This window comes from Marinobacter sp. S0848L, assembly GCF_023016065.1.
Taxonomy (GTDB): domain Bacteria; phylum Pseudomonadota; class Gammaproteobacteria; order Pseudomonadales; family Oleiphilaceae; genus Marinobacter.
Map to the genome: position 1 here is coordinate 68,463 of NZ_JALKAQ010000012.1, position 20,084 is coordinate 88,546.

The following is a 20,084-nucleotide window of genomic DNA, read 5'->3' on the forward strand; positions in this document are numbered from 1 at the left end:
GCAAACCTGAAGAGATATTGCTGCTGTCATGAGTGAACGCATCCAGCTTAAGAAAGCCCGTCGATTGGTGGTAAAAATTGGCAGTGCTTTGTTGACCGATGACGGTAAAGGGCTGGATGTTGCTGCGCTGGGCCACTGGGTCGATCAGATTGCCGGGCTGATACGCAGCGGCGTCGAAGTTGTGGTGGTGTCGTCCGGCTCTGTGGCGGAAGGTATGAGCCGGCTGGGCTGGAGTGAGCGGCCGCAGCATTTGCACGAGCTGCAGGCGGCGGCTGCGGTGGGCCAGATGGGCTTGGTGCAAACCTGGGAGGCCCAGTTCAAACGCCACGACATTCATACAGCGCAAATTCTCCTCACCCACGACGACCTTTCCGACCGAAAGCGTTATCTGAATGGCCGCAGTACGCTGCGTACGCTTCTGGATTACGGCGTGGTGCCGATCGTTAACGAAAACGATACGGTGGTCACCGATGAAATCCGTTTCGGCGATAACGACACCTTGGGTGCATTGGTCGCGAATTTGGTTGAAGCGGATGGGCTCATTATTCTGACCGACCAGTTGGGTTTGTTCACCAAGGATCCCCGCAAGCACGAAGATGCCGAACTGGTAACCGAGCGTAAGGCGGAAGATCCCGAGTTGGATGCGATGGCGGGCGGTGGCGCCGGAGCGTTGGGGCGGGGTGGTATGCTGACCAAGTTGCGGGCGTCCCGGTTGGCGGCGCGTTCGGGTGCGTTTACGGTGATTGTGGGTGGTCGTATCGAGAATGCGATTGATCGTTTGCGGCAGGGCGATGTTATTGGCACCTTGCTGTTGCCGGAGCAGGGCAGGCTGGCGGCCCGGAAGCAGTGGATTGCCAGTCACTTGCAGACTCGCGGCACCTTGGCCCTGGATGATGGGGCGGTAAAGGTGTTACGCCAGGGTGGGCGTAGCTTGCTGCCGGTTGGCGTAAAAGCCGTAAGCGGACAGTTTCGTCGCGGTGAAATGGTTATGTGCGTCGATTTGGCCGGGCGTGAGATTGCTCGCGGGCTGGTTAATTACGATGCGGACGAGGCGGGTGTGATTGCTGGCCATTCCAGTGACCGTATTACCGAACTGCTGGGGTATGTGTCCGATGAGGAAATGATTCATCGGGATAACTTGGTGGTTGTGTAGCGCTACAGGGTGCGCTCCAGGTTTCAGGCATAAAAAAACCGGCTCGTTAGCCGGTTTTTTTATTTGATCGCAAAATCAGGCAGTTTTCAGGGCCTTGATTTTTGCGTTCACACGGCTCTTATGACGAGCAACTTTGTTCTTGGCGAAGATGCCTTTGTTGACCATGCTGTCCAGAACTGGCTGGGCTTCTTTCATGGCTGCCTGAGCTTCTTCGTAGTTGCCGGCCTTGATCTTGGCGTCAACTTTTTTCATGTAAGTACGTGCCATGGAACGCAGGCTGGCGTTGTGCTTGCGGTTTTTCTCGTTTTGACGAGCGCGCTTTTTGGCTTGCGGGGAATTTGCCACCGTAAAACTCCTGAATTCGTTGCTATAAATACGGAATATGTTTAGATCGCGGGCGCGCCATAACGAGCGCGTCGATATAAATGACGCGGAACTATGCCGCCGTAAGCTTGAAATGTCAAGGTTGTTGGCGTAGTAATCCCCGCGTACTGCAGGCCTGTGGTACACTCGCGCATCGCTGCACGGGGCATACTGCGGCGCCTAGGCCCGCCCTGTGGAATACCGAAACGCCGCTCAGGCCTGAACTCTGAAATTGGATTCTCGCAACATGCCCCCGGAACCGCAACCAGCACACGCGTCGTCGCCCCGAAAAGAGCCGCCTAAGCCGCCCGGTTTATTGCGTTCGTCCGGCGTGGTGGGTGTTATGACCATGCTGTCTCGGGTGCTGGGTTTGGTTCGGGACATGGTTATTGCACGTTATTTTGGTGCCGGAACCGCGGCGGATGCCTTCTTTGTAGCCTTTAAAATTCCGAATTTTCTGCGCCGGCTGTTTGCAGAAGGGGCCTTCTCCCAGGCATTTGTGCCGGTGTTGTCGTCCTATCGCCAAAAGGGCGACGTTTCTGAGGTGAAGCGGCTGGTTGATGCAGTGGCTGGCTCCCTGGGTCTGGTGCTTTTGGCGGTCACGTTGGTGGCCATGCTGGGTGCACCGGTGCTGACCGCTGTCTTTGCCCCCGGGTTTCTTGAGGATGATACGAAGTTTGCGCTGGCCAGCGATATGCTGCGCATTACCTTTCCCTATCTTCTGCTGATCTCGCTTACCGCGTTCGCGGGCGGAATACTTAACAGTTACGACCGATTCGCAGTGCCGGCATTCACGCCGGTACTGCTTAATCTGGCGATGATCGCGGCGGCCGTTTTCCTTACGCCGCTGATGAGCGAACCGGTTATGGCGCTCGCCTGGGGCGTTTTTATTGCCGGAGCGCTGCAGTTGTTTTTCCAACTGCCGTTTCTGATGCGGCTTGGCTTGATGCCGCGGCCGCGGGTGGATTATCGCCATGACGGGGTAAGCCGGATCTTGAAATTGATGATGCCGGCTCTGTTCGGGGTGTCGGTGAGTCAGATCAACCTGTTGTTGGATACGGTGCTGGCATCGTTCCTGCAAACCGGCAGCGTGTCCTGGTTGTACTATTCCGATCGTTTGTCGGAATTGCCTTTGGGTGTGTTTGGCATTGCCATCGCAACGGTGATTTTGCCCAGCCTGTCCCGCAAGCATGCGGCGGAATCAAAAGATCAGTTCGCCGCCACACTGGATTGGGCCGTTAGGGCGGTTTTGTTAATCGGTGTGCCGGCAGCGTTGGCGCTGGCGCTGTTAGCGGAGCCTTTGATTGCCACGTTGTTCCATTACGGTGAAGTGACCGATCGGGATGTGGCGATGTCAGCCCAAAGTTTGCGAGCCTACTCAGCCGGGTTGTTAGCGTTTATGTTGATCAAAGTGCTGGCTCCGGGCTTTTTCGCCCGTCAGGACACCAAAACCCCGGTGAAAATTGGCATCATCGCGATGGTGGCCAACATGGCGTTTAATCTGGCGTTGATCGTACCTCTGGCTCATGCCGGGCTGGCGTTGGCTACGTCTATGTCTGCTTGGCTAAACGGTTATCTTTTGTGGCGCGGTTTGCGCAAAGACGGTGTTTGGGAAAGTCAGCCGGGATGGCCTAAGTTTCTGATTCAACTGATGGTGGCGAACAGTGCGCTGGCTGCTGTGGTTATTTGGTTGAATGCGCCGGTGGCCGATTGGCTGGCCTCTGGCGGGCTGCAAAGAACGGCTGATATGGCCGTGCTCGTGGCGGCCGGTGTGGCGGCGTATTTCGTGACATTGCTGCTGTGTGGCGTGCGTCTGAGTCAGTTCCGGCAGAGGTAAGCGTCTTCACGATTTTTACCATACTCGCGACTGGGGTATAATCGCGCGTTTTCTCACCAGTGCATATTCCGTAGGTGTGTGCACCCAAAGCCAGCTGGCAAGTAAAGGTTCGCAGTAGATGCGTCTGATCCGAGGCCTCACCAATCTTAAGCGTTTGTCCGCATCAGCGGACTCGCCGCTCGCGAGTGGCTGCGTTGCAACCATCGGTAACTTTGATGGCGTTCATCTGGGCCACAAAACAATTATCGAGCAGGTGCGGCAAAAAGCGCTGGAGTTGGGTGTTCCGTCGGTGGTGATGTTTTTCGAGCCTCAGCCTCGGGAGTTTTTCCAAGGCAGTGACGCGCCGCCCCGGCTGATGCCATTCCGGCAGAAATTCGAAGCGCTGTTGGCGGAAGGCATCGACATTGTGCTGTGCATCCGTTTCGATGACACCTTCCGCAGCTTCTCGGCTATGGAATTCATCGAAAACGTGCTGATTCACGGTTTGGCGGTTCGCCATTTGGTGGTGGGGGATGATTTCCGTTTCGGCTGTGATCGGGCAGGCGACTTCCGTCTGCTGGAACAAGTGGGGCGGGAGCACGACTTCACCGTTGAGAATACCCGCACGGTCACCGTGGACGGTGAGCGTGTCAGCAGCACCCGGGTTCGCAAGGTTTTGAATGTGAACGGGCTTGAGGACGCGGAGCGGCTTTTGGGGCACCCTTACCGGATTCACGGCCGGGTGGTGTATGGCCGGCAGCTCGGTCGCCAGCTGGGCGCGCCTACGGCTAACATCTTGTTGAGTCGCATGCCCGCATTGCGTGGCGTTTATGTGGTTCGCGCCCACCTTGAGACGGGCGAATGGCAAGATGGCATTGCAAATATTGGCCTTCGACCCACGGTGGACGGCAAACGGCCGGCGCTGGAAGTGCACCTGTTCGACTTTGCTGGCACACTCTACGGCCAGCATTTGAATGTGGTGTTCCGCCATGGCCTGCGGGACGAAGTGAAATTCGATTCTGTTGATGAGTTGCGGCAACAGATCGCCCGGGATTTCGAGCATGCCCGGGCCTGGCTGGCGGACAACCCCGCCCGGCCCAATAACTGATTTAACTGACCAACCAGAGAGTGCGCACACAAACATGAGCGACTACAAGCATACCCTGAATCTGCCGGAAACCGCCTTTCCGATGCGCGGTAACCTGGCCAAGCGTGAGCCGGATATGCTCAAGCGCTGGCAGGATCTCGATGTCTACGGCAACCTGCGCAAGCAGCGCGAAGGCCGGGAAAAGTTCATCCTGCACGATGGCCCTCCTTATGCGAACGGCAGCATTCATATCGGGCATGCGGTCAACAAAATTCTGAAAGACATGATCGTGAAATCCCGTAGCTTCATGGGATACGATGCGCCCTACGTGCCGGGCTGGGACTGCCACGGTCTGCCCATTGAGCACAAGGTCGAGCAGGAAATCGGCAAAGCCGGCGTGAAGGTGGATTACAAAACCTTCCGTCAGGCCTGTCGCGACTACGCGGCGAAGCAGATCGACGGCCAGAAAGCCGACTTCATCCGTTTGGGTGTGATGGGTGAGTGGGATAAACCCTACCTGACCATGGACCCGAAAGTAGAAGCGGGCATCGTACGAGCGCTTGGCAAGATCGTGGCCAAAGGTCATCTGGTTCGTGGCTTCAAACCGGTTTACTGGAGTGTGGTTGGTCAGTCCGCACTGGCGGAAGCCGAGGTTGAGTATCAGGACAAAACCTCTACCCAGATTGACGTGCGCTTTACCGCGGTTGATCAGGCGGCTGTGCTCAAGCTGTTTGGGACCGACGAAGGTGAAGGTGACGTTTCGGTGGTTATCTGGACCACCACTCCGTGGACCATTCCGGCCAACCAGGCGGTTTCTCTGGGTGCTGATCTGGAGTACGCCTTGGTTCAGGTAGATACCGGCAACGGCCCGGAGCGGATGATTTTGGCTACCGATATGGTTGCAGGCATCATGGCGCGTTGGGGGGTGGAAGATTTCCGCGTGCTGGCCAATGTCACCGGTTCCGCGCTTGAGCATCAGTTGCTGCAGCATCCGATTTACGACAAGCAGGTACCTGCGATCCTTGGCGATCACGTTTCTCTGGATGCTGGTACCGGTGCCGTACATACCGCGCCCGACCACGGCATGGAAGACTTTGAAGTGGGCAAAGCCTACGGCATCGAAACCATCAATCTGGTCAAAGCCGACGGTACCTATACCGATGCCGCAGGCGAGTTTGCCGGTATTCACGTGTACAAAGCCGATGAGCCGGTCAGCTCTGCACTGGAGCGTGAAGGCACATTGGTGCGTGCCGAGAAGTTCCGCCACAGCTACCCGCACTGCTGGCGTACCAAAACCCCGCTGATCTACCGTGCAACGCCGCAATGGTTCATCAGCATGGACAAGCTCAACCTGCGCGACGATGCGTTGGAAGCCATCAAAGGTATCCGTTGGGTGCCGGGCTGGGGCCAGAACCGTATTGAAGCCATGTTCCAGCAGAGCCCGGACTGGTGTATCTCCCGTCAGCGCACTTGGGGCGTGCCGATCACCTTGTTCATTCACAAGGAAACGCAGGACCTGCACCCGAACACCCAGGAACTGATCGAAAAAGTCGCGCAAGCGGTTGAAGCCGGTGGTATCGACGCGTGGTACGACATCGACCAAAACGAATTGCTGGGTGACGATGCAGGCCAGTACGATAAGGTGCTCGATACTTTGGACGTCTGGTTTGATTCCGGTGTGACCCACGAATCCGTGCTGCGCGCACGGGAAGAACTGGGGCAGTTCCCGGCGGATCTTTATCTGGAAGGCTCGGACCAGCACCGAGGCTGGTTCCAGTCTTCCCTGAAAACGTCCATCGCGATGAACGGCGTAGCGCCCTACAAGCAGGTGCTGACCCACGGCTTCACCGTGGACGCCAAAGGCTACAAGATGTCTAAATCGATGGGCAACGTGATCGCGCCGCAAGAAGTGATGAACGAATTGGGGGCTGACATCCTGCGATTGTGGGTATCGGCCACCGATTACAGCGGTGAAATGTCCGTTTCCAAAGACATTCTGCGCCAGACTGCAGACGGTTACCGCCGTATCCGGAACACCGCCCGTTTCCTGCTCAGCAACCTGAACGGTTTCGAGCCGGCGCAGCACATGGTGGCGCCGGAAGACATGATCGCCCTTGACCGCTGGATGGTGGATCGCGCCCTGCAGCTGCAAAACGAGCTGCAAGAAGACTACGAAAACTACGCCTTCCTGCGTATCTACCAGAAGGTGTACAGCTTCTGTGAAGCAACATTGGGCGGTTTCTATCTGGATATCATCAAAGATCGCCAGTACACCACTCAGGCCGATAGCCTGGCGCGCCGTTCGTGCCAGACTGCGCTTTACCACGTGGCGGAAGCGCTGGTGCGCTGGATTGCACCAATCCTCAGCTTTACCGCTGACGAGATCTGGCAGCACTTGCCCGGTAAGCGTGGCGAAACCGTGTTCTACGAAACCTGGTATGAAGGTTTGACGGCGCTGCCGGAAGACGCAGAGCTGGGCCGCGACTACTGGCGTGAAATCTACAGCGTGAAAGAAGCGGTCAACAAATGCCTGGAAGACGTTCGTGCCCGCGGTGACATCAAAGGTTCTTTGAGTGCCGAAGTGACCTTGTATTGCGAAGGCAGCTTGGCCGAACGCCTGAACTTCCTGGGTGAAGAGCTGCGCTTTGTGCTGATCACCTCCGAAGCCACTGTAAAACCGGTCAGCGAAGCGGAAGGCGCTGAGCAAACCAGCCACGAAGGCTTGCTGGTGAAAGTGACTCCGGCTACTCACGACAAGTGCGAGCGCTGCTGGCACCACCGTGAAGACGTTGGCCAGAACGACAAATATGCAGACCTTTGTGGCCGCTGTGTCAGTAACGTGGAAGGCCCGGGCGAAACCCGCGCCTACGCTTGATGGACGCTGCAATGGTTGATGAGCGAGAAGGCAGCAAGCTGAAGTGGTTATGGCTGGCCGTGTTGGTGATCGCGGTGGATTTGGGTACCAAGTACCTGGCCACCGCCATGCTGACCTACGGCAACCCGGTTCCTGTGATCCCCAGCTTTAACTTAACGCTGCTGCACAACACGGGCGCGGCGTTCAGTTTTCTGGCCGAGGCCGCTGGTTGGCAGCGTTGGTTTTTCGTCACCTTGGCCTTGGTGGTCAGTGTGGTTTTGACGGGTTGGCTGAAAAAACTTAAAGCCAACGAAACTTGGACTGCCATCGCCATCGTGCTGATTTTGGGCGGCGCCATCGGCAACGTGTACGACCGTGTCGTTCACGGTTACGTGGTCGATTTTCTGCACTTTTACTGGCAGGACTGGCATTTCCCCGCTTTCAATCTGGCTGACACCGCCATCACCATTGGCGCAGCTATGATGGTAATTGATGCATTCCGCAAACCCGCTGGAGACAGCAGGGATGCCGACAGGAGTAACTGATCCTATGAACGACCTGCCAATCGACAAAGGTACCCGGGTAACCCTGCATTTCGCCCTTAAGTTTGAAGATGGCGAAATTGTGGATTCCACCTTTGATAAAGAACCGGCCAAATTGGAAATCGGCGACGAAAACCTGCCGGAGAATTTCGAAGCTTATCTGCTGGGCCTGAAGGCCGGGGACCGCAAAACGTTCGAAGTGCCACCCGAAAAAGCCTTCGGCCAGCACAACCCGAGCAACCTGCAAACCTTCAAACGCCACGAATTCAGTGCGGATATGGTGCTGGAGAAAGGGGTGGTTATTTCCTTCGCCGATGCTCGACAGCAGGAACTGCCCGGTGTGATTAGCCGAGTGGAAGGTGATGAAGTGGAAGTCGACTTCAACCACCCGCTGGCAGGGCGTACACTGAGCTTTGAAGTACAGATCATCGATGTGGAGCCCGCCGGGCAAACACACTGAAGGGCGAAGATATGCAAATCCGATTAGCAAACCCCCGTGGCTTCTGCGCCGGTGTAGACCGTGCCATAGAAATCGTAAACCGCGCGCTCGACGTCTTCGGTGCGCCCATCTACGTGCGCCACGAAGTCGTCCACAATAAGTTTGTGGTTGATAACCTGCGCAATCGGGGCGCTGTGTTTGTTGACGAATTGCACGAAGTGCCTGATGACACCTTGGTGATCTTCAGCGCCCACGGCGTATCCCAGGCTGTTCAAAACGAAGCAGCTCGCCGTGGCCTCAAAGTTTTCGATGCCACCTGCCCGCTGGTCACTAAAGTGCACATGGAAGTCATGCGCAACAGCCGCGACGGCCGTGAATGCATCTTGATTGGCCACCACGGCCACCCGGAAGTTGAAGGCACCATGGGCCAGTACGACCACAGCAACGGCGGGAACATCTACCTGGTTGAAGACGAAGGCGATGTTGAAAAGCTCGAAGTGAAAGACCCCGAGCGTTTGGCCTACGTGACCCAAACCACGCTCTCCATGGACGACACCGCCCGGGTGATCGACGCTCTGCGCGCCAAATTCCCGAAAATCGAAGGCCCGCGCAAAGACGACATCTGCTACGCCACCCAGAACCGGCAGGATGCCGTGAAACAACTGGCCGGCGACTGCGATCTGATGCTGGTAGTGGGCTCCCCGAACAGCTCCAACTCCAACCGCCTGCGCGAGCTGGCGGAGCGTATGGGCACCCCGGCTTTCCTGATTGATGAAGCATCGCAAATCGACAAGCAGTGGCTGGAAGGTAAGACTGCGGTGGGTGTGACCGCGGGGGCCTCCGCGCCTGAAGTGCTGGTGGCGGATGTGATTAACCGCTTGAAGGAACTGGGTGGGGAAGACCCTCAGGAGATTGCCGGACGGGAGGAGAATATTGTGTTTTCTATGCCTAAGGAGTTGCGGATTGATGCGGTGAATGTGGGATAGTGCCAATAAGTGCTAACAAGATCCTCGGTCTGCCCAGACAATAAAAAAGCGTGATTACGGTCACGCTTTTTTATTGTCTGGCTACCGCTCACGCCCGGTTTATCACCGTTTGTCGTTTAGCGGTAGGTGTTCTTTACAGAGTTTCGTAAGCTGAAATTGAGATAATAAGAGGTTTGATCTATGCGTGTCCGGAGTGACGGCGGTTTTACGTTGGTTGAGTTGGTAATCACTGTTGCAGTGATCGCAATCGTTGCAACGATTGCCATACCTGCGATGAGCGATATGGTTACCCGAAATCGCACTACAGGGGCTTTCAACGAACTCAAAGGGTTGGTTGCGTATGCGCGCAGCGAATCAGTTAAAAACGTGGGAGAGTCCGTGCTGCTTTGTGCATCAAACGATGGTGCTGGCTGCACGAACAATGCCGATTGGAGCGTGGGGTGGCTTGTTGTTCGAGACTCCAACGGCAATGGAGCATTCGACAGCGGCGAGCCCTTGTTAAAGGTCATTGGCCCTTTGCCAAACGGGATAAACCTTAGTGTTAAAACCGGCAATAGTACGCAGTTTAATTCTATATCTGTTGCAATTTCAGGTGATGGAGCTCCCGCTGGTGGTAACCCGATAACGTTCAAATTATGCGATGCATTTGGGGCGAGTGAAGCCCGTGGGCTTATCGTATCGGTGTCCGGTCAGGTGCGGGATGCAGCGCGGGATAGTAGTGGGAATCGTGAAGATCATAGAGGAGTCGATTTTCAGTGTTAAAACAACGGCTCGAGAACAGCGCTATGACGAAACGGAAGGAGAATAAGGTGACATTCTCGAACAGACAGCGCGGAATGACCTTGATAGAGATCTTGGTGACGGTACTTGTACTGGCTGTTGGCTTGCTGGGTATGGCCAGTTTGACGGTGGGCAGTCTCAAAAACAACCAAGGCGCATTTTTACGGACGCAAGCAACAATTCTTGCCTACGATATGGCTGACCGTATGAGAGCGAACTCTGCGGAAGCTATTGCGGGAAGCTATGACGGGTTGAAAACGAAAACAGCGAGTGCAGCAACTTGTGGTACATCTGGTTGCACAGAGAGCCAGCGGGTTGCTGCGGATGTTTTTGAGTGGAAGCAGCAAGTCGAAGGGGTTAATGGAAGCATGGCAATGTTGCCCGGAGGGGAAGGCGAAATATCAGGCGGCGGTGGTGCGACAACCGCAGGAAATGCTTTCACGATAACAATCACTTGGAAGGAAGACCGTTGGAGCGAAGCTGATAGTTCAGTTACCACGCAAGACCAGCAGACCGTTATTGGATTCACCCTATGAATACGTTCCGTAGAAACAGCGTGACAGTGCTAAGAAATTTTTCAAGAAAACGACAATCAGGGTTGTCGTTGGTTGAGCTGATGATTGCTCTCGCTCTGAGCGCAACTCTTATCCTTGGTATTTTCACGATTTACATGGATACATCCCAAACGACGAGGGTAGGCGAATCCTTGGCGCGAGTACAGGAATCCGGGCGTATCGGTTTAGAAATAATGTCCAAAGAAATTCGGTTGGCAGGTTATCAGGGCTGCTCGGATACTTACACGGTGCCGATACGCGTTATTGCCAATAATCCTCCGGCATCTTTAACCCCAGAGACGAGAATGTATGACGTAGGGCTCAGAGGTTGGCAGGTTACTGCTGCAACTCAAACGACTTGGGATGCAGGTTCTGATTTCGAAGATGTGGGGATTATCGAAGACGAAGCTCTACCCGGTAGTGATGTTTTAATGGTCCAGCGAGCGCGGCAGCTGAGTGCCGAAATCGAGCCAGGAAGCACCTCAACTAAAGTGAATATCACGGATCCGGATGGTCTATTTGGATCGGGCGCGCGATTTAGATCGGGATCTTTGTTGATGATCGCGGATTGTGAAAATGTCGATATATTCAGGTTGAGTGAGGATCCTACCGGTACTCCTGTTGAGCTAAAGCATGCAGGGTCTACTAATACGAATGGCCAGCTATCGGTTGTTTATGCCGCTGACGAAGATGCCGCTCTATATTCTTTGGAGAGCACAGTTTTCTTTGTCGCAGATACGGGTCGTGTTGACGGTCAGGGTAACAGCATCTCTGCGCTATATCGGGCGACAAACAACTTCCCGAACAGTGCAACACCGAGCTTTCAGCGTGAAGAACTCGTCGAAGGCGTTGAAGCGATGAAAATACAATACGGCATTAGAACCAGTGCAAACAACAACACGATTAATTATGTCGATGCATCGGCGGTTGGAGCTAATGATTGGCGAGATGTTGTTGTTGTTCGGGTTGGCTTGCTGGTGAGTGCTTCGGGCAGCGCACTTGGACAGAATGATACGCAAACCTACCAGTTGCCTGGAACAGTGTTTGTAGCAAGTAGTCCGGGCACAGGGGAGCAGTTGCATGCGGCGGATAGGCGGCTTCGGAAAACCTTCGTAAGCACGATTGATATTCGTAACCGGCGTTGTGGTGAGTTCAAACAGTTGGGGGCCACGGGGCAGTGGGAGTGGGAATCAGCAGATGAAAACGGTGGAGATGGTGACCCATGCAATTAATAAATAGCGATGTTCGTTCGCACGCTCGCGATAGGTCCGCTTTAGTCATGGCTGGAAGTTCACGAGAGCACGGTGCAGCACTGATTATCAGTTTGGTGATATTGGTGGTCATTACGGTCATTGGGATTGGCAGTATGAACTCGTCGATTCTTCAAGAGCGTATGTCTGCGAACGCTCAAAATGCACGCCAAGCGTTTTTCTCAGCCGAAGCGGCGAACCAGGACTTGTTTCGGAAGTTGGAGCCTATGGACTCCAGTTCAGCTGAATGGAAAAGAGCCTTGGATGCGCAGGATGCAGGGATTCTCGTAGCGGGGCCAACAAAGAGCTATGGGGGCGGTGCTTCAGGGAGCGTTGCAACGTCAGAAGTCCGTTATCTCGGCGAGGCCCAGCCACTCAACTATTCGATGGGCGAAGATATAGAGACGTATCGTCATCGGTTCGAGATTATCGGAGATGCGACTGTAACGGGCACTGGAGCAACAGATACCGTGTTTCGTGGTGTGCAGGCTGTCTTTTACTAAAAGTGTTCTAGTCGAATATTTGTTCAGGAGTGAGCTTATGAAATATTTAACAAAAGCTATAGCGCTTGCATGTACCGTCGCGATGCCAATGTCTTGGGCGCAAGAAGCGCCTTCTGCGTTTCAGTATGGAAAGATGACAATGATTGAGGACGCTGTGGAGTCGCCGAGTGTGACCGTTGTTCACTCGGACACCTCTGGGGTGGTAGAAGTTCGCTTCCAAGAGTGTGAAGGCTGCAGTTTTAAAAGCCTTCTCCCGTCGAAGGAGATAAGTTTTGGTGTTGGTGATGGCTCGCTGTCAGCGGCTATGGCCGCAAAAAAATATAAGAATAGCGCCGGAACGGTTTTCTTTGACACTACAACGTCAATGGTGAACCGAGTTCAGTACTTTCAAGCCCAAAAAGGGGGTGAGAAATGAGATCAAATAAAAATAAGTGCACATCTTTTTTAAGCGGATTTATTCTGGCTCTAGGCTCAACAGTTACGTCCGCGGATGATACAGAGATATTTTTTAATACTCAGACATCCACTAGTATTCGGCCGAATTTGCTATTTATACTGGATAATTCTGGCAGTATGAGAACGGAAGTGGAAATTGAAGTTCCCGCTACTGATTATGATTCCGAAAAAACTTACTCGGGTGATTACAAATCCGACAGGATGTATTTCAAAAAATCTAAAGATGGCGAATATGATGACGACGATGAAGATTCTTTCCCCATTGCCAATCTAAAGTGCGAGGATGTTAAAAGTCGTCATAAGAATGGTGTCGGTGAGTTCAAAAGTCATCGAATGGCTTATAAGAATAATAAAGGAAAATGGAAGCCTGTAAAAAAGAATAAAGTTGGTAATCGAGACGTACATTGTGAAAGTGATGGGGCAGTAGAAGGGCTCGATAGTTGGAGTGATATAAAAATATTTGATTATGCTTTTGGTAATTATCTTAACTGGGGGGGCGGTGAGAAAAAAACAGTTAAAAAGTCGCGTTTAGAAATAATGCAGGAAGTTGCTGGCAGTCTCGCAGATAGCACATCAGGCGTAAATATCGGTCTGATGGCCTTTAACCAGAGTCAGCCAAGTGATGGTGGACGAGTTCTAAATGGCGTAGAGGATGTTAAAACAAATGCGGGCACTTTTAAACAAAAAGTTAATGCTTTAAGGGCAAGCGGTAATACCCCGCTGTCGGAAACAATGTTTGAAGCTATGTATTACTACCAGGGAGGTAAGCCGTTTGCCGATAGAAATCCACCGTCGGATGTTCTTGACCTAAACGGTAACTATATATCACCCATTGAGTATGAGTGTCAGTCTAATAATATAATACTTTTGAGTGATGGTGCGCCGACTTCAGATACGACATATAACAATAAGATAGGGACAGTCGTTGGATCTAGATGCAGTGGAAATTGTCTTGATGAACTTGCGGGACATATGAAAAATAAAGATATGTCGTCAGGTTTCGCGGGTGATCAGGTTGTTACAACATACACGGTAGGGTTTGCGATTGACCATAGTTTGCTGGCAAGCACGGCAAAATCTGGTGGGGGGCAGTATTATATAGCAAATGATGCGGAGGAGTTAGCGGACGCCTTTGATGATATTGTAAGAAGTGTTCTTGATACAAGCAGTACTTTCGTAGCGCCTGGTGTAGCCGTTAACTCTTTTAATCGGCTTTCACATTTGAACGCGCTCTATTATTCGGTCTTTGAGCCGGAAACGCGTCCTCTCTGGCAAGGAAACCTGAAACGCTACAAGATTAACGATGATGGTGAAATTGTAGACGTTAAAGGTAATGCAGCCGTTGACTCTGCAACAGGATTTTTCAAAGATACAGCGCAAAGCTGGTGGGCGACTGCAGCAGATGGGAAGGCCGTCACTGCTGGAGGAGCACGCTCTCAGTTGCCAGACGTCGTGAATAATCGGCAGGTGTTTACGTCTATCTCTGGGGCTGCTTTAACTGCTATATCGACAGCAGAGAAAGGGACGTTAACTAAATCGCTATTTGGTGATCCAAATATGAGTGATTCGGATCATGAGAATTTGATCCGTTGGACTCGTGGTGAGGATGTTAATGATGAGGATGGGGATGGCCAAACTACAGATGCCCGCAAGTTTCTTGCGGACCCACTTCACTCGGAACCAAAGTTAATTGTTTATGGAGGCACTGAGAGCGCCCCGGATACGACAGTGTTTTTTGGGGATAACCAGGGCTATATCCATGCTGTTGATGGCGAGACAGGTCAATCCTATTTTGCGTTTATGCCTAAAGAACTTCTCGGCAATCAAAAAACTTTGATGGAAAACAGAAAAAGTGAAGGTTCGCGAGTCTACGGCATGGATGGCTCGATCGTAAGCTGGGTCGGCGCATCGGGTCCTAGCGAACATGTTTACTTGTATTCAGGTATGCGCAGAGGCGGACGAAATTACTACGCATTGGATGCGACCGACAGGAATGCGCCTAAGTTCAAGTGGAGCATTTTGGGTGGCTCAGGTGATTTCCAAGAACTAGGGCAAACCTGGTCGACTCCAGTGAAGAGCAAAGTAAATATAGGTGGCACGGCTAAAGACGTATTATTCTTTGCTGGAGGGTATGACCCCAATCAGGATGACGTAAGCACACGAACAGAAGACTCTATGGGGCGTGCGCTCTATATTGTCGATGCCAAGACAGGCAGTCGATTGTGGTGGGCCGGACCTAAAGGTTCGGGGGCAGACCTGGAGTTGGATGAGCTGAAGTACAGCATACCTGCTAGCCCGAAAGTTCTGGATATGGACGGAGATCACCTTGCAGACCAAGTGTATGTTGGTGATATGGGCGGTCAGGTTTGGCGTTTTGATTTGAATAATGGGAAAGCCGCGAGTGACTTTGCTCATGGCGGGCGCATAGCCGACTTTGCGGGTAGTGAAGTTGCGAATGCTCGCCGCTTTTACCACACCCCAGATCTTTCTATGAGCCAGTATTGGGGTAAGCGATACCTTAATTTGATGATTGGTTCGGGGTATCAAGCGCATCCCTTGAACAAGGTGATAGACGATCGTGTGTATATGATCCGCATGCCGAACCTTTACGACGCGCCGGTTGACCCAGGTACGGGCACCGTCAAGTACACCGCAATAACAGAAACGGATTTGCTGGATATTACGGATAATGCTATCGGCCAGGGTACTGACACAGAAAAGCTTGTTGCCGAGAAAGCGTTGTCGACCAAGAGCGGGTGGATGCTACAGCTCGAAAATGTTGGGGAAAAGATGCTTTCTTCAAGCCTGGTGGTTGATGGGGTGGCTACAGTCACAACTTATCAGCCTGCCCCCTCACTTTCGGCATGCGCACCTTCGACAGGCCGCTCACGGTTGTATTCGGTTAATCTGCGTGACGGAACGCCGGTAAGAAACTACGATGAAATAGGTACGGATACGGAGCTTACCAAGGGTGATCGGAGTAAGGATATATTAGATCCAGGGCTTCCCCCTACGCCAAAGTTGTTGCGGACCCCTAAAGACCCGTTCATTTGTGTTGGTACGCATTGCTTTAAGGTTGATAAGATTAACTCTTTGACCCAGACCTATTGGAGGGAGATTGAGTGATCAACCGTAAGCAAATTGGCTTTACTTTGATCGAGCTTATGATTGTGGTAGCCATTGTCGGCATTCTTGCCGCAGTGGCCTATCCATCCTATCAGGAGCATGTGAAGTCTTCTCGTCGAGCTGAGGCACAGTCAGCGCTGATGGGGTTGGCCTCCGCAATGGAGCGGCATTTTACGGCAAATAATACCTATAAAGGTGCAGGGGCTGGCGGGGACACCGGTGCTCCTAGCATCTATTATGATCAGGTGCCAAATAGCGGTGGGACCGCATACTATAATTTGACGATTACGAGTGCTTCAGACACGGCCTTTTTGGTGACGGCAACCCCGGTGAATGCACAGGCCGGGGATGGTTTCCTCGACCTGAATAATCAGGGTGTTAGGCGCTGGGACCGAGATAATGGAGGTAGTATTGGTACTGGCGAGAATACCTGGAAAAAATAGTGGGTATTCCTTGGGGTTAGCACTGAATCAGTGCCCCCCAAGATAGCCGTATTTTATTGTCTCTATCATGGTCATGCACTGCGCGGAACCGACCGCCACGATTGATGGTGAGGAAGGTCATTGGCTGGTTGGAGTTCTGCGTTGGGCATGCGACTAATGAGCCGCTGGCTCCATGAATGAGGCCGCTTGGGTTAAATGTTAGGTAGCCCCGTCCTCCTGTTCTGGATCTTATGTGATATCTAGGAGTGGGCGGAATTAGCTTCCAGATAATATCATCGTCTGGCCTCAGGTCTTTGTTTCTATCTGGAAATATGGCCGCAGGATTTGTCCAGTCGTCTATACATCTGTTTTCTGAAGATAGGGGGCATATAGTTACGAGGCGCCCTGTATGAACCGCTTGCGCCCGGGCAAATGAAAAAGCGCTATTATAAGTTGTTATTAGTTCTCGTTGCCTTGCGTTAGTCACTTCTCGATCCAGCGCGGGAACTGCGATGCTAAAGCTGATTGCAAGGATGACCAGCGTAATTAGCAGCTCAACAAGAGTTAAGCCTTTGTTGTAATAGGTATTCATTATGCCTCCTTGGCGTCATATAGCTTTCGTCCTGAAAGCCAGATACGATTATCTACTCCATCCCCAACTTCTTCAACCGATACCGCATCGCTCGAAAACTGATCCCCAACCTTTTAGCCGCCGCCGTCTTGTTCCATCGAGTAGCTTCAAGTGCCTTTTCAATGGCCTGCCGCTCGATCGTCTCAAGATAATCTTCCAGATCAATTTCCCCTTCCGGCACTAAATCCGAAATTCCTTCGCCGCCATTGCTGGGTCCGCGCGCGGCACTACCGTGTGCCACACTGCCACCAAGATGCAGGTCCTCCGCATCAATGCGATCCTCATCACACAGCGTAAACGCCCTCTCAAGAATGTTCTCAAGCTCCCGCACGTTGCCCGGGAAATCGTAGCTTTTCAGCCGGTTGATCGCTGCTGTGGTGAGGGTGGCTGGCTCGCACTCGTACTCTCCGGCAATGCGTTCAAGTATGCGCTCGGCCAGCAAGGGGATGTCGTCTCGTCGTTCGCGAAGGGCCGGTACGGCCAGTTCGATCACGTTGATGCGGTAAAACAGGTCTTGGCGAAAGTCTCCGGACAGCACCAATTCAGGTAGGTTCTTGTGAGTGGCGCTCAGCACGCGAATGTCTACCGGGATCTCTTTGGTATCGCCAACGGGCCGCACGGCTTTTTCTTGAATAGCACGCAGCAGTTTTACCTGCATGGCGAGGGGTAAATCGGCCACTTCGTCCAAAAACAGGGTGCCGCCATCAGCACTGCGGAACAGACCGTCTTTATTCTCTACGGCGCCGGTGAAGCTGCCTTTTCTATGCCCGAAGAATTCGCTTTCCATCAGCTCTGAGGGAATTGCACCGCAGTTAACGGCAATGAACGGTGCTTCAGCTCGTGGGCCCTGCAGGTGAATCATTCGGGCAACCAGTTCTTTACCGCTGCCGGATTCACCGCTGATAAACACCGGTGCCTGGCTGCGGGCGAGCTTGCGGGTTTGGTTGCGAAGTTTGCGGAGTTCCGGGGAGTTGCCCAGCAACAGGCCGGGATTGTCGGCCTCGGCCGTCGTTTCGGTTTTGGGTTCCGACAGTTTCAGGGCGCTGTTCACCAGCTCACGCAGCCGGGGCAGTTCGACCGGTTTGGACACGAAATCAAACGCGCCTGCTTTTAGCGATTCAATGGCGGTGTCCATGCTGCCATAGGCGGTGATAACGGCCACGGGGGTGCTGGGGCTGTGTTGTTGGATCCATTGCACGAGTTCAATGCCGTTACCGTCCGGCAGGTTCATGTCGGTCAGGCACAGTTGGGGTTTGTGCTCGTCCAGTATGGCGCGTGCGCTAGCCAGATCGGCGGCGGTATACGTGGTGATACCCATGCGCACCAACGTAATTTCCAGAAGACTACGAATATCCGGCTCGTCGTCTACGATCAGCGCTGTGTGATTACTCATGGTGTTACCGGTTCCCTGTTGAATTGCTAACGCCCGATGGTCGTTGTTGCTTAAATCATCCGCCCGGGATGCGCGAACGTGATGCGAAAGCGGCACCCCGGCTGTTCGTCTTCCACCAGCGACAGGTGTGCTTGATTGGCTTCACACAGTTCTTGCGCAAGGTAAAGCCCAAGCCCGGTTCCGTTCTTATCCAAGGTGAAAAACGGTTCGAAGACCGAGTTGCGATACTCGGGGGCTATGCCGGCTCCAAAATCCCGAATATCAATGCGAGCCCGCTCGCCGTCGGGAGTTGCGCCAACCAGCAATTGTATCTTTTTTTTACCGGTGTTCTGTTCGCTGTACCGCAAACCATTGTCGCACAGGTTAACCATGACTTGTTCAATCTGGCTTTTATCAAAGCGGGCGCCGGGCACCTCGTCTTCAATCAGCAACTCAATGTTCGCGGGAATGCTGCCGGCCTGACTTTGCTGGAAATCGTTGCAAAAGCTCGTTAACCACGCTTGGACATCGACAAGCTCGGTGTTGGCCATACGCCGTCGCGACAGATCCAGAACGTTCTCGATAATACCGTTAACCCGCTTGGAGTGCCGGCGAATAATGTCGAGCATTTGCTGATCGTTTTGGTCTATGTGGGGTGACTCTTCCATCAGTTGAGCCGCATGACTAATGGCCCCTAACGGGTTTCGGATTTCATGCGCGATCCCCGCGGTTAGCCGTCCCAGTGATGCCAGTTTCATCTGCTGAGCCTGTTGAGTGACTTTGCTCATGTCTTCAATAAAAACGAGGATGTGATCGCCGCGCTCTTGATCGAGTTGGGTGAAATTGGCCTGTAGTAGCGGGGAGGTTGGGGTGGCTTGGAACGGTTCGATTTTCGTGTGGTGATCGTTCAGCCAAGCGCTCAGCCCATCTTCTAATGGTGCTGGTAGAGTGAGCGGTTGGTGCATGCCATAGAGATGCGTGGCAGCCTCTTCGAACAACATTTCGTCGGCAGCGGCATTTGCCAAACGAATTTGCCCGAATTGATCCAACACGAGAATGCCGGTGCGCATGCGCTGTATGATTTGCTGGTTGATCTGCTCAAGCTCCGCAATGCTCTTGGCGCGGCTGGTGGCCAATGCTTCGCTTCGAATTACCCGTTTCGAAATACTTTGCAAGATAAAGGCTGCGGCAAAATACAAAATGCCCAAGGAACCTGCTCGAACAATATCGTCGGCCGACGCATTAAGGGTCAGGGTGGCCCAGATGGATATGCTCAGTGAACAGAGGGTTGCAAGCGCCGCGTAAAAGGTGCCCAGGCGGTTCGGGGCAAGGATGTTGCCCGCCGCAACCGACACAATGACCAGGTTGGCCAAGCCGCTGGTGATGCCGGAACTGGCCAGTAATAAGCTGTGAATGATGAGTATGTCGGCCAGAACGGATAGGGTGATGTGCCGTTGGCGGGGATAGAAACCGGCTAATAGTAACAAGGCAATGAGCCCGTTTACGCCGAAGTAGGACAGTGCGCCGATTTGGTAGGTGTCCAGCCAACGGAACTTTGCTTCCGCCATGAAAGGTTCAACAAACAGCAGGCCGACCAGCAAAGTGCTGATCACTAGGCGGTAGTGGTTGTAGACCCGAAATAATCTCGCTTGCTGGTCTGTTGCATGAGGCCCGAAAGGCGAGCGTGCAGTACTTGTCGGAGAGTCTGAGGCCATATCGGAAGTTATCTGTTGTCAGTCAGGAGAATTCC

The 20,084-nt window shown here is 53.2% G+C and carries 17 protein-coding genes; 14 read left to right on the forward strand and 3 right to left on the reverse strand.

The genetic code is table 11. From position 1 onward, the window contains the following. Positions 1 to 28 precede the first annotated feature (28 nt). Positions 29 to 1,153 carry a glutamate 5-kinase gene (gene proB, locus MWU64_RS13270; protein WP_247064866.1) on the forward strand — a complete coding sequence of 375 codons (1,125 nt, stop codon included), beginning with the start codon at positions 29 to 31 and terminating at the stop codon, positions 1,151 to 1,153. A 75-nt stretch (positions 1,154 to 1,228) separates the two neighbouring features. Here the strand turns inward: proB and rpsT are convergent, their stop codons facing one another. Beyond that, a complete protein-coding gene (gene rpsT, locus MWU64_RS13275; RefSeq protein WP_114335897.1) occupies positions 1,229 to 1,498 on the reverse strand; it encodes a 30S ribosomal protein S20 in 270 nt (89 codons plus the stop codon). 265 nt (positions 1,499 to 1,763) lie between these two features. Here rpsT and murJ point away from each other — a divergent pair, with 265 nt between their 5' ends. The 13 genes from murJ (at position 1,764) to MWU64_RS13345 (ending at position 16,352) form a co-directional block, all read left to right on the forward strand. After that, the gene (murJ, locus tag MWU64_RS13280; protein ID WP_281496368.1) at positions 1,764 to 3,353 is read left to right on the forward strand and encodes a murein biosynthesis integral membrane protein MurJ; all 1,590 of its coding nucleotides are present in this window, start codon (positions 1,764 to 1,766) and stop codon (positions 3,351 to 3,353) included. A 118-nt stretch (positions 3,354 to 3,471) separates the two neighbouring features. After that, positions 3,472 to 4,440: a bifunctional riboflavin kinase/FAD synthetase gene (ribF, locus tag MWU64_RS13285; protein WP_247064867.1), complete on the forward strand. Its 969-nt coding sequence runs from the start codon at positions 3,472 to 3,474 to the stop codon at positions 4,438 to 4,440. Between the two features lie 34 nt (positions 4,441 to 4,474). Continuing rightward, positions 4,475 to 7,294 carry an isoleucine--tRNA ligase gene (gene ileS / locus MWU64_RS13290; RefSeq protein WP_247064868.1) on the forward strand — a complete coding sequence of 940 codons (2,820 nt, stop codon included), beginning with the start codon at positions 4,475 to 4,477 and terminating at the stop codon, positions 7,292 to 7,294. Next, positions 7,294 to 7,818 (forward strand): signal peptidase II, encoded by a 525-nt coding sequence (lspA, locus tag MWU64_RS13295; RefSeq protein ID WP_247064869.1) that lies wholly within the window; start codon positions 7,294 to 7,296, stop codon positions 7,816 to 7,818. Before ileS ends, lspA begins: the two co-directional genes overlap by 1 nt. 4 nt (positions 7,819 to 7,822) lie before the next feature. Further along, the gene (fkpB, locus tag MWU64_RS13300; RefSeq protein ID WP_247064870.1) at positions 7,823 to 8,275 is read left to right on the forward strand and encodes an FKBP-type peptidyl-prolyl cis-trans isomerase; all 453 of its coding nucleotides are present in this window, start codon (positions 7,823 to 7,825) and stop codon (positions 8,273 to 8,275) included. 11 nt (positions 8,276 to 8,286) lie between these two features. Continuing rightward, complete coding sequence (gene ispH, locus MWU64_RS13305) at positions 8,287 to 9,240, forward strand: 4-hydroxy-3-methylbut-2-enyl diphosphate reductase (protein ID WP_247064871.1); 954 nt, start codon at positions 8,287 to 8,289, stop codon at positions 9,238 to 9,240. 180 nt (positions 9,241 to 9,420) lie between these two features. Further along, a complete protein-coding gene (locus tag MWU64_RS13310) occupies positions 9,421 to 10,002 on the forward strand; it encodes a GspH/FimT family pseudopilin (protein WP_281496369.1) in 582 nt (193 codons plus the stop codon). A 47-nt stretch (positions 10,003 to 10,049) separates the two neighbouring features. Continuing rightward, complete coding sequence (gene pilV / locus MWU64_RS13315) at positions 10,050 to 10,556, forward strand: type IV pilus modification protein PilV (protein ID WP_247064873.1); 507 nt, start codon at positions 10,050 to 10,052, stop codon at positions 10,554 to 10,556. Further along, the gene (locus MWU64_RS15445; RefSeq protein WP_281496370.1) at positions 10,553 to 11,806 is read left to right on the forward strand and encodes a PilW family protein; all 1,254 of its coding nucleotides are present in this window, start codon (positions 10,553 to 10,555) and stop codon (positions 11,804 to 11,806) included. Before pilV ends, MWU64_RS15445 begins: the two co-directional genes overlap by 4 nt. Further along, on the forward strand, positions 11,797 to 12,327 hold the full coding sequence (locus MWU64_RS13330; protein ID WP_247064874.1) for a PilX N-terminal domain-containing pilus assembly protein: 531 nt from the start codon (positions 11,797 to 11,799) through the stop codon (positions 12,325 to 12,327). The genes MWU64_RS15445 and MWU64_RS13330 overlap by 10 nt, the downstream gene beginning before the upstream one ends. 37 nt (positions 12,328 to 12,364) lie before the next feature. After that, positions 12,365 to 12,742 carry a hypothetical protein gene (locus MWU64_RS13335; protein WP_247064875.1) on the forward strand — a complete coding sequence of 126 codons (378 nt, stop codon included), beginning with the start codon at positions 12,365 to 12,367 and terminating at the stop codon, positions 12,740 to 12,742. A gap of 158 nt (positions 12,743 to 12,900) precedes the next feature. Beyond that, the gene (locus MWU64_RS13340; protein WP_247064876.1) at positions 12,901 to 15,909 is read left to right on the forward strand and encodes a PilC/PilY family type IV pilus protein; all 3,009 of its coding nucleotides are present in this window, start codon (positions 12,901 to 12,903) and stop codon (positions 15,907 to 15,909) included. Further along, complete coding sequence (locus MWU64_RS13345; RefSeq protein WP_348645560.1) at positions 15,906 to 16,352, forward strand: type IV pilin protein; 447 nt, start codon at positions 15,906 to 15,908, stop codon at positions 16,350 to 16,352. Before MWU64_RS13340 ends, MWU64_RS13345 begins: the two co-directional genes overlap by 4 nt. A 623-nt stretch (positions 16,353 to 16,975) precedes the next feature. Here MWU64_RS13345 and MWU64_RS13350 read toward each other — a convergent pair. Then, on the reverse strand, positions 16,976 to 18,355 hold the full coding sequence (locus MWU64_RS13350; protein ID WP_247064877.1) for a sigma-54 dependent transcriptional regulator: 1,380 nt from the start codon (positions 18,353 to 18,355) through the stop codon (positions 16,976 to 16,978). Positions 18,356 to 18,405: 50 nt separating this feature from the next. After that, a complete protein-coding gene (locus MWU64_RS13355; protein WP_247064878.1) occupies positions 18,406 to 20,049 on the reverse strand; it encodes an ATP-binding protein in 1,644 nt (547 codons plus the stop codon). Positions 20,050 to 20,084 lie beyond the last annotated feature (35 nt).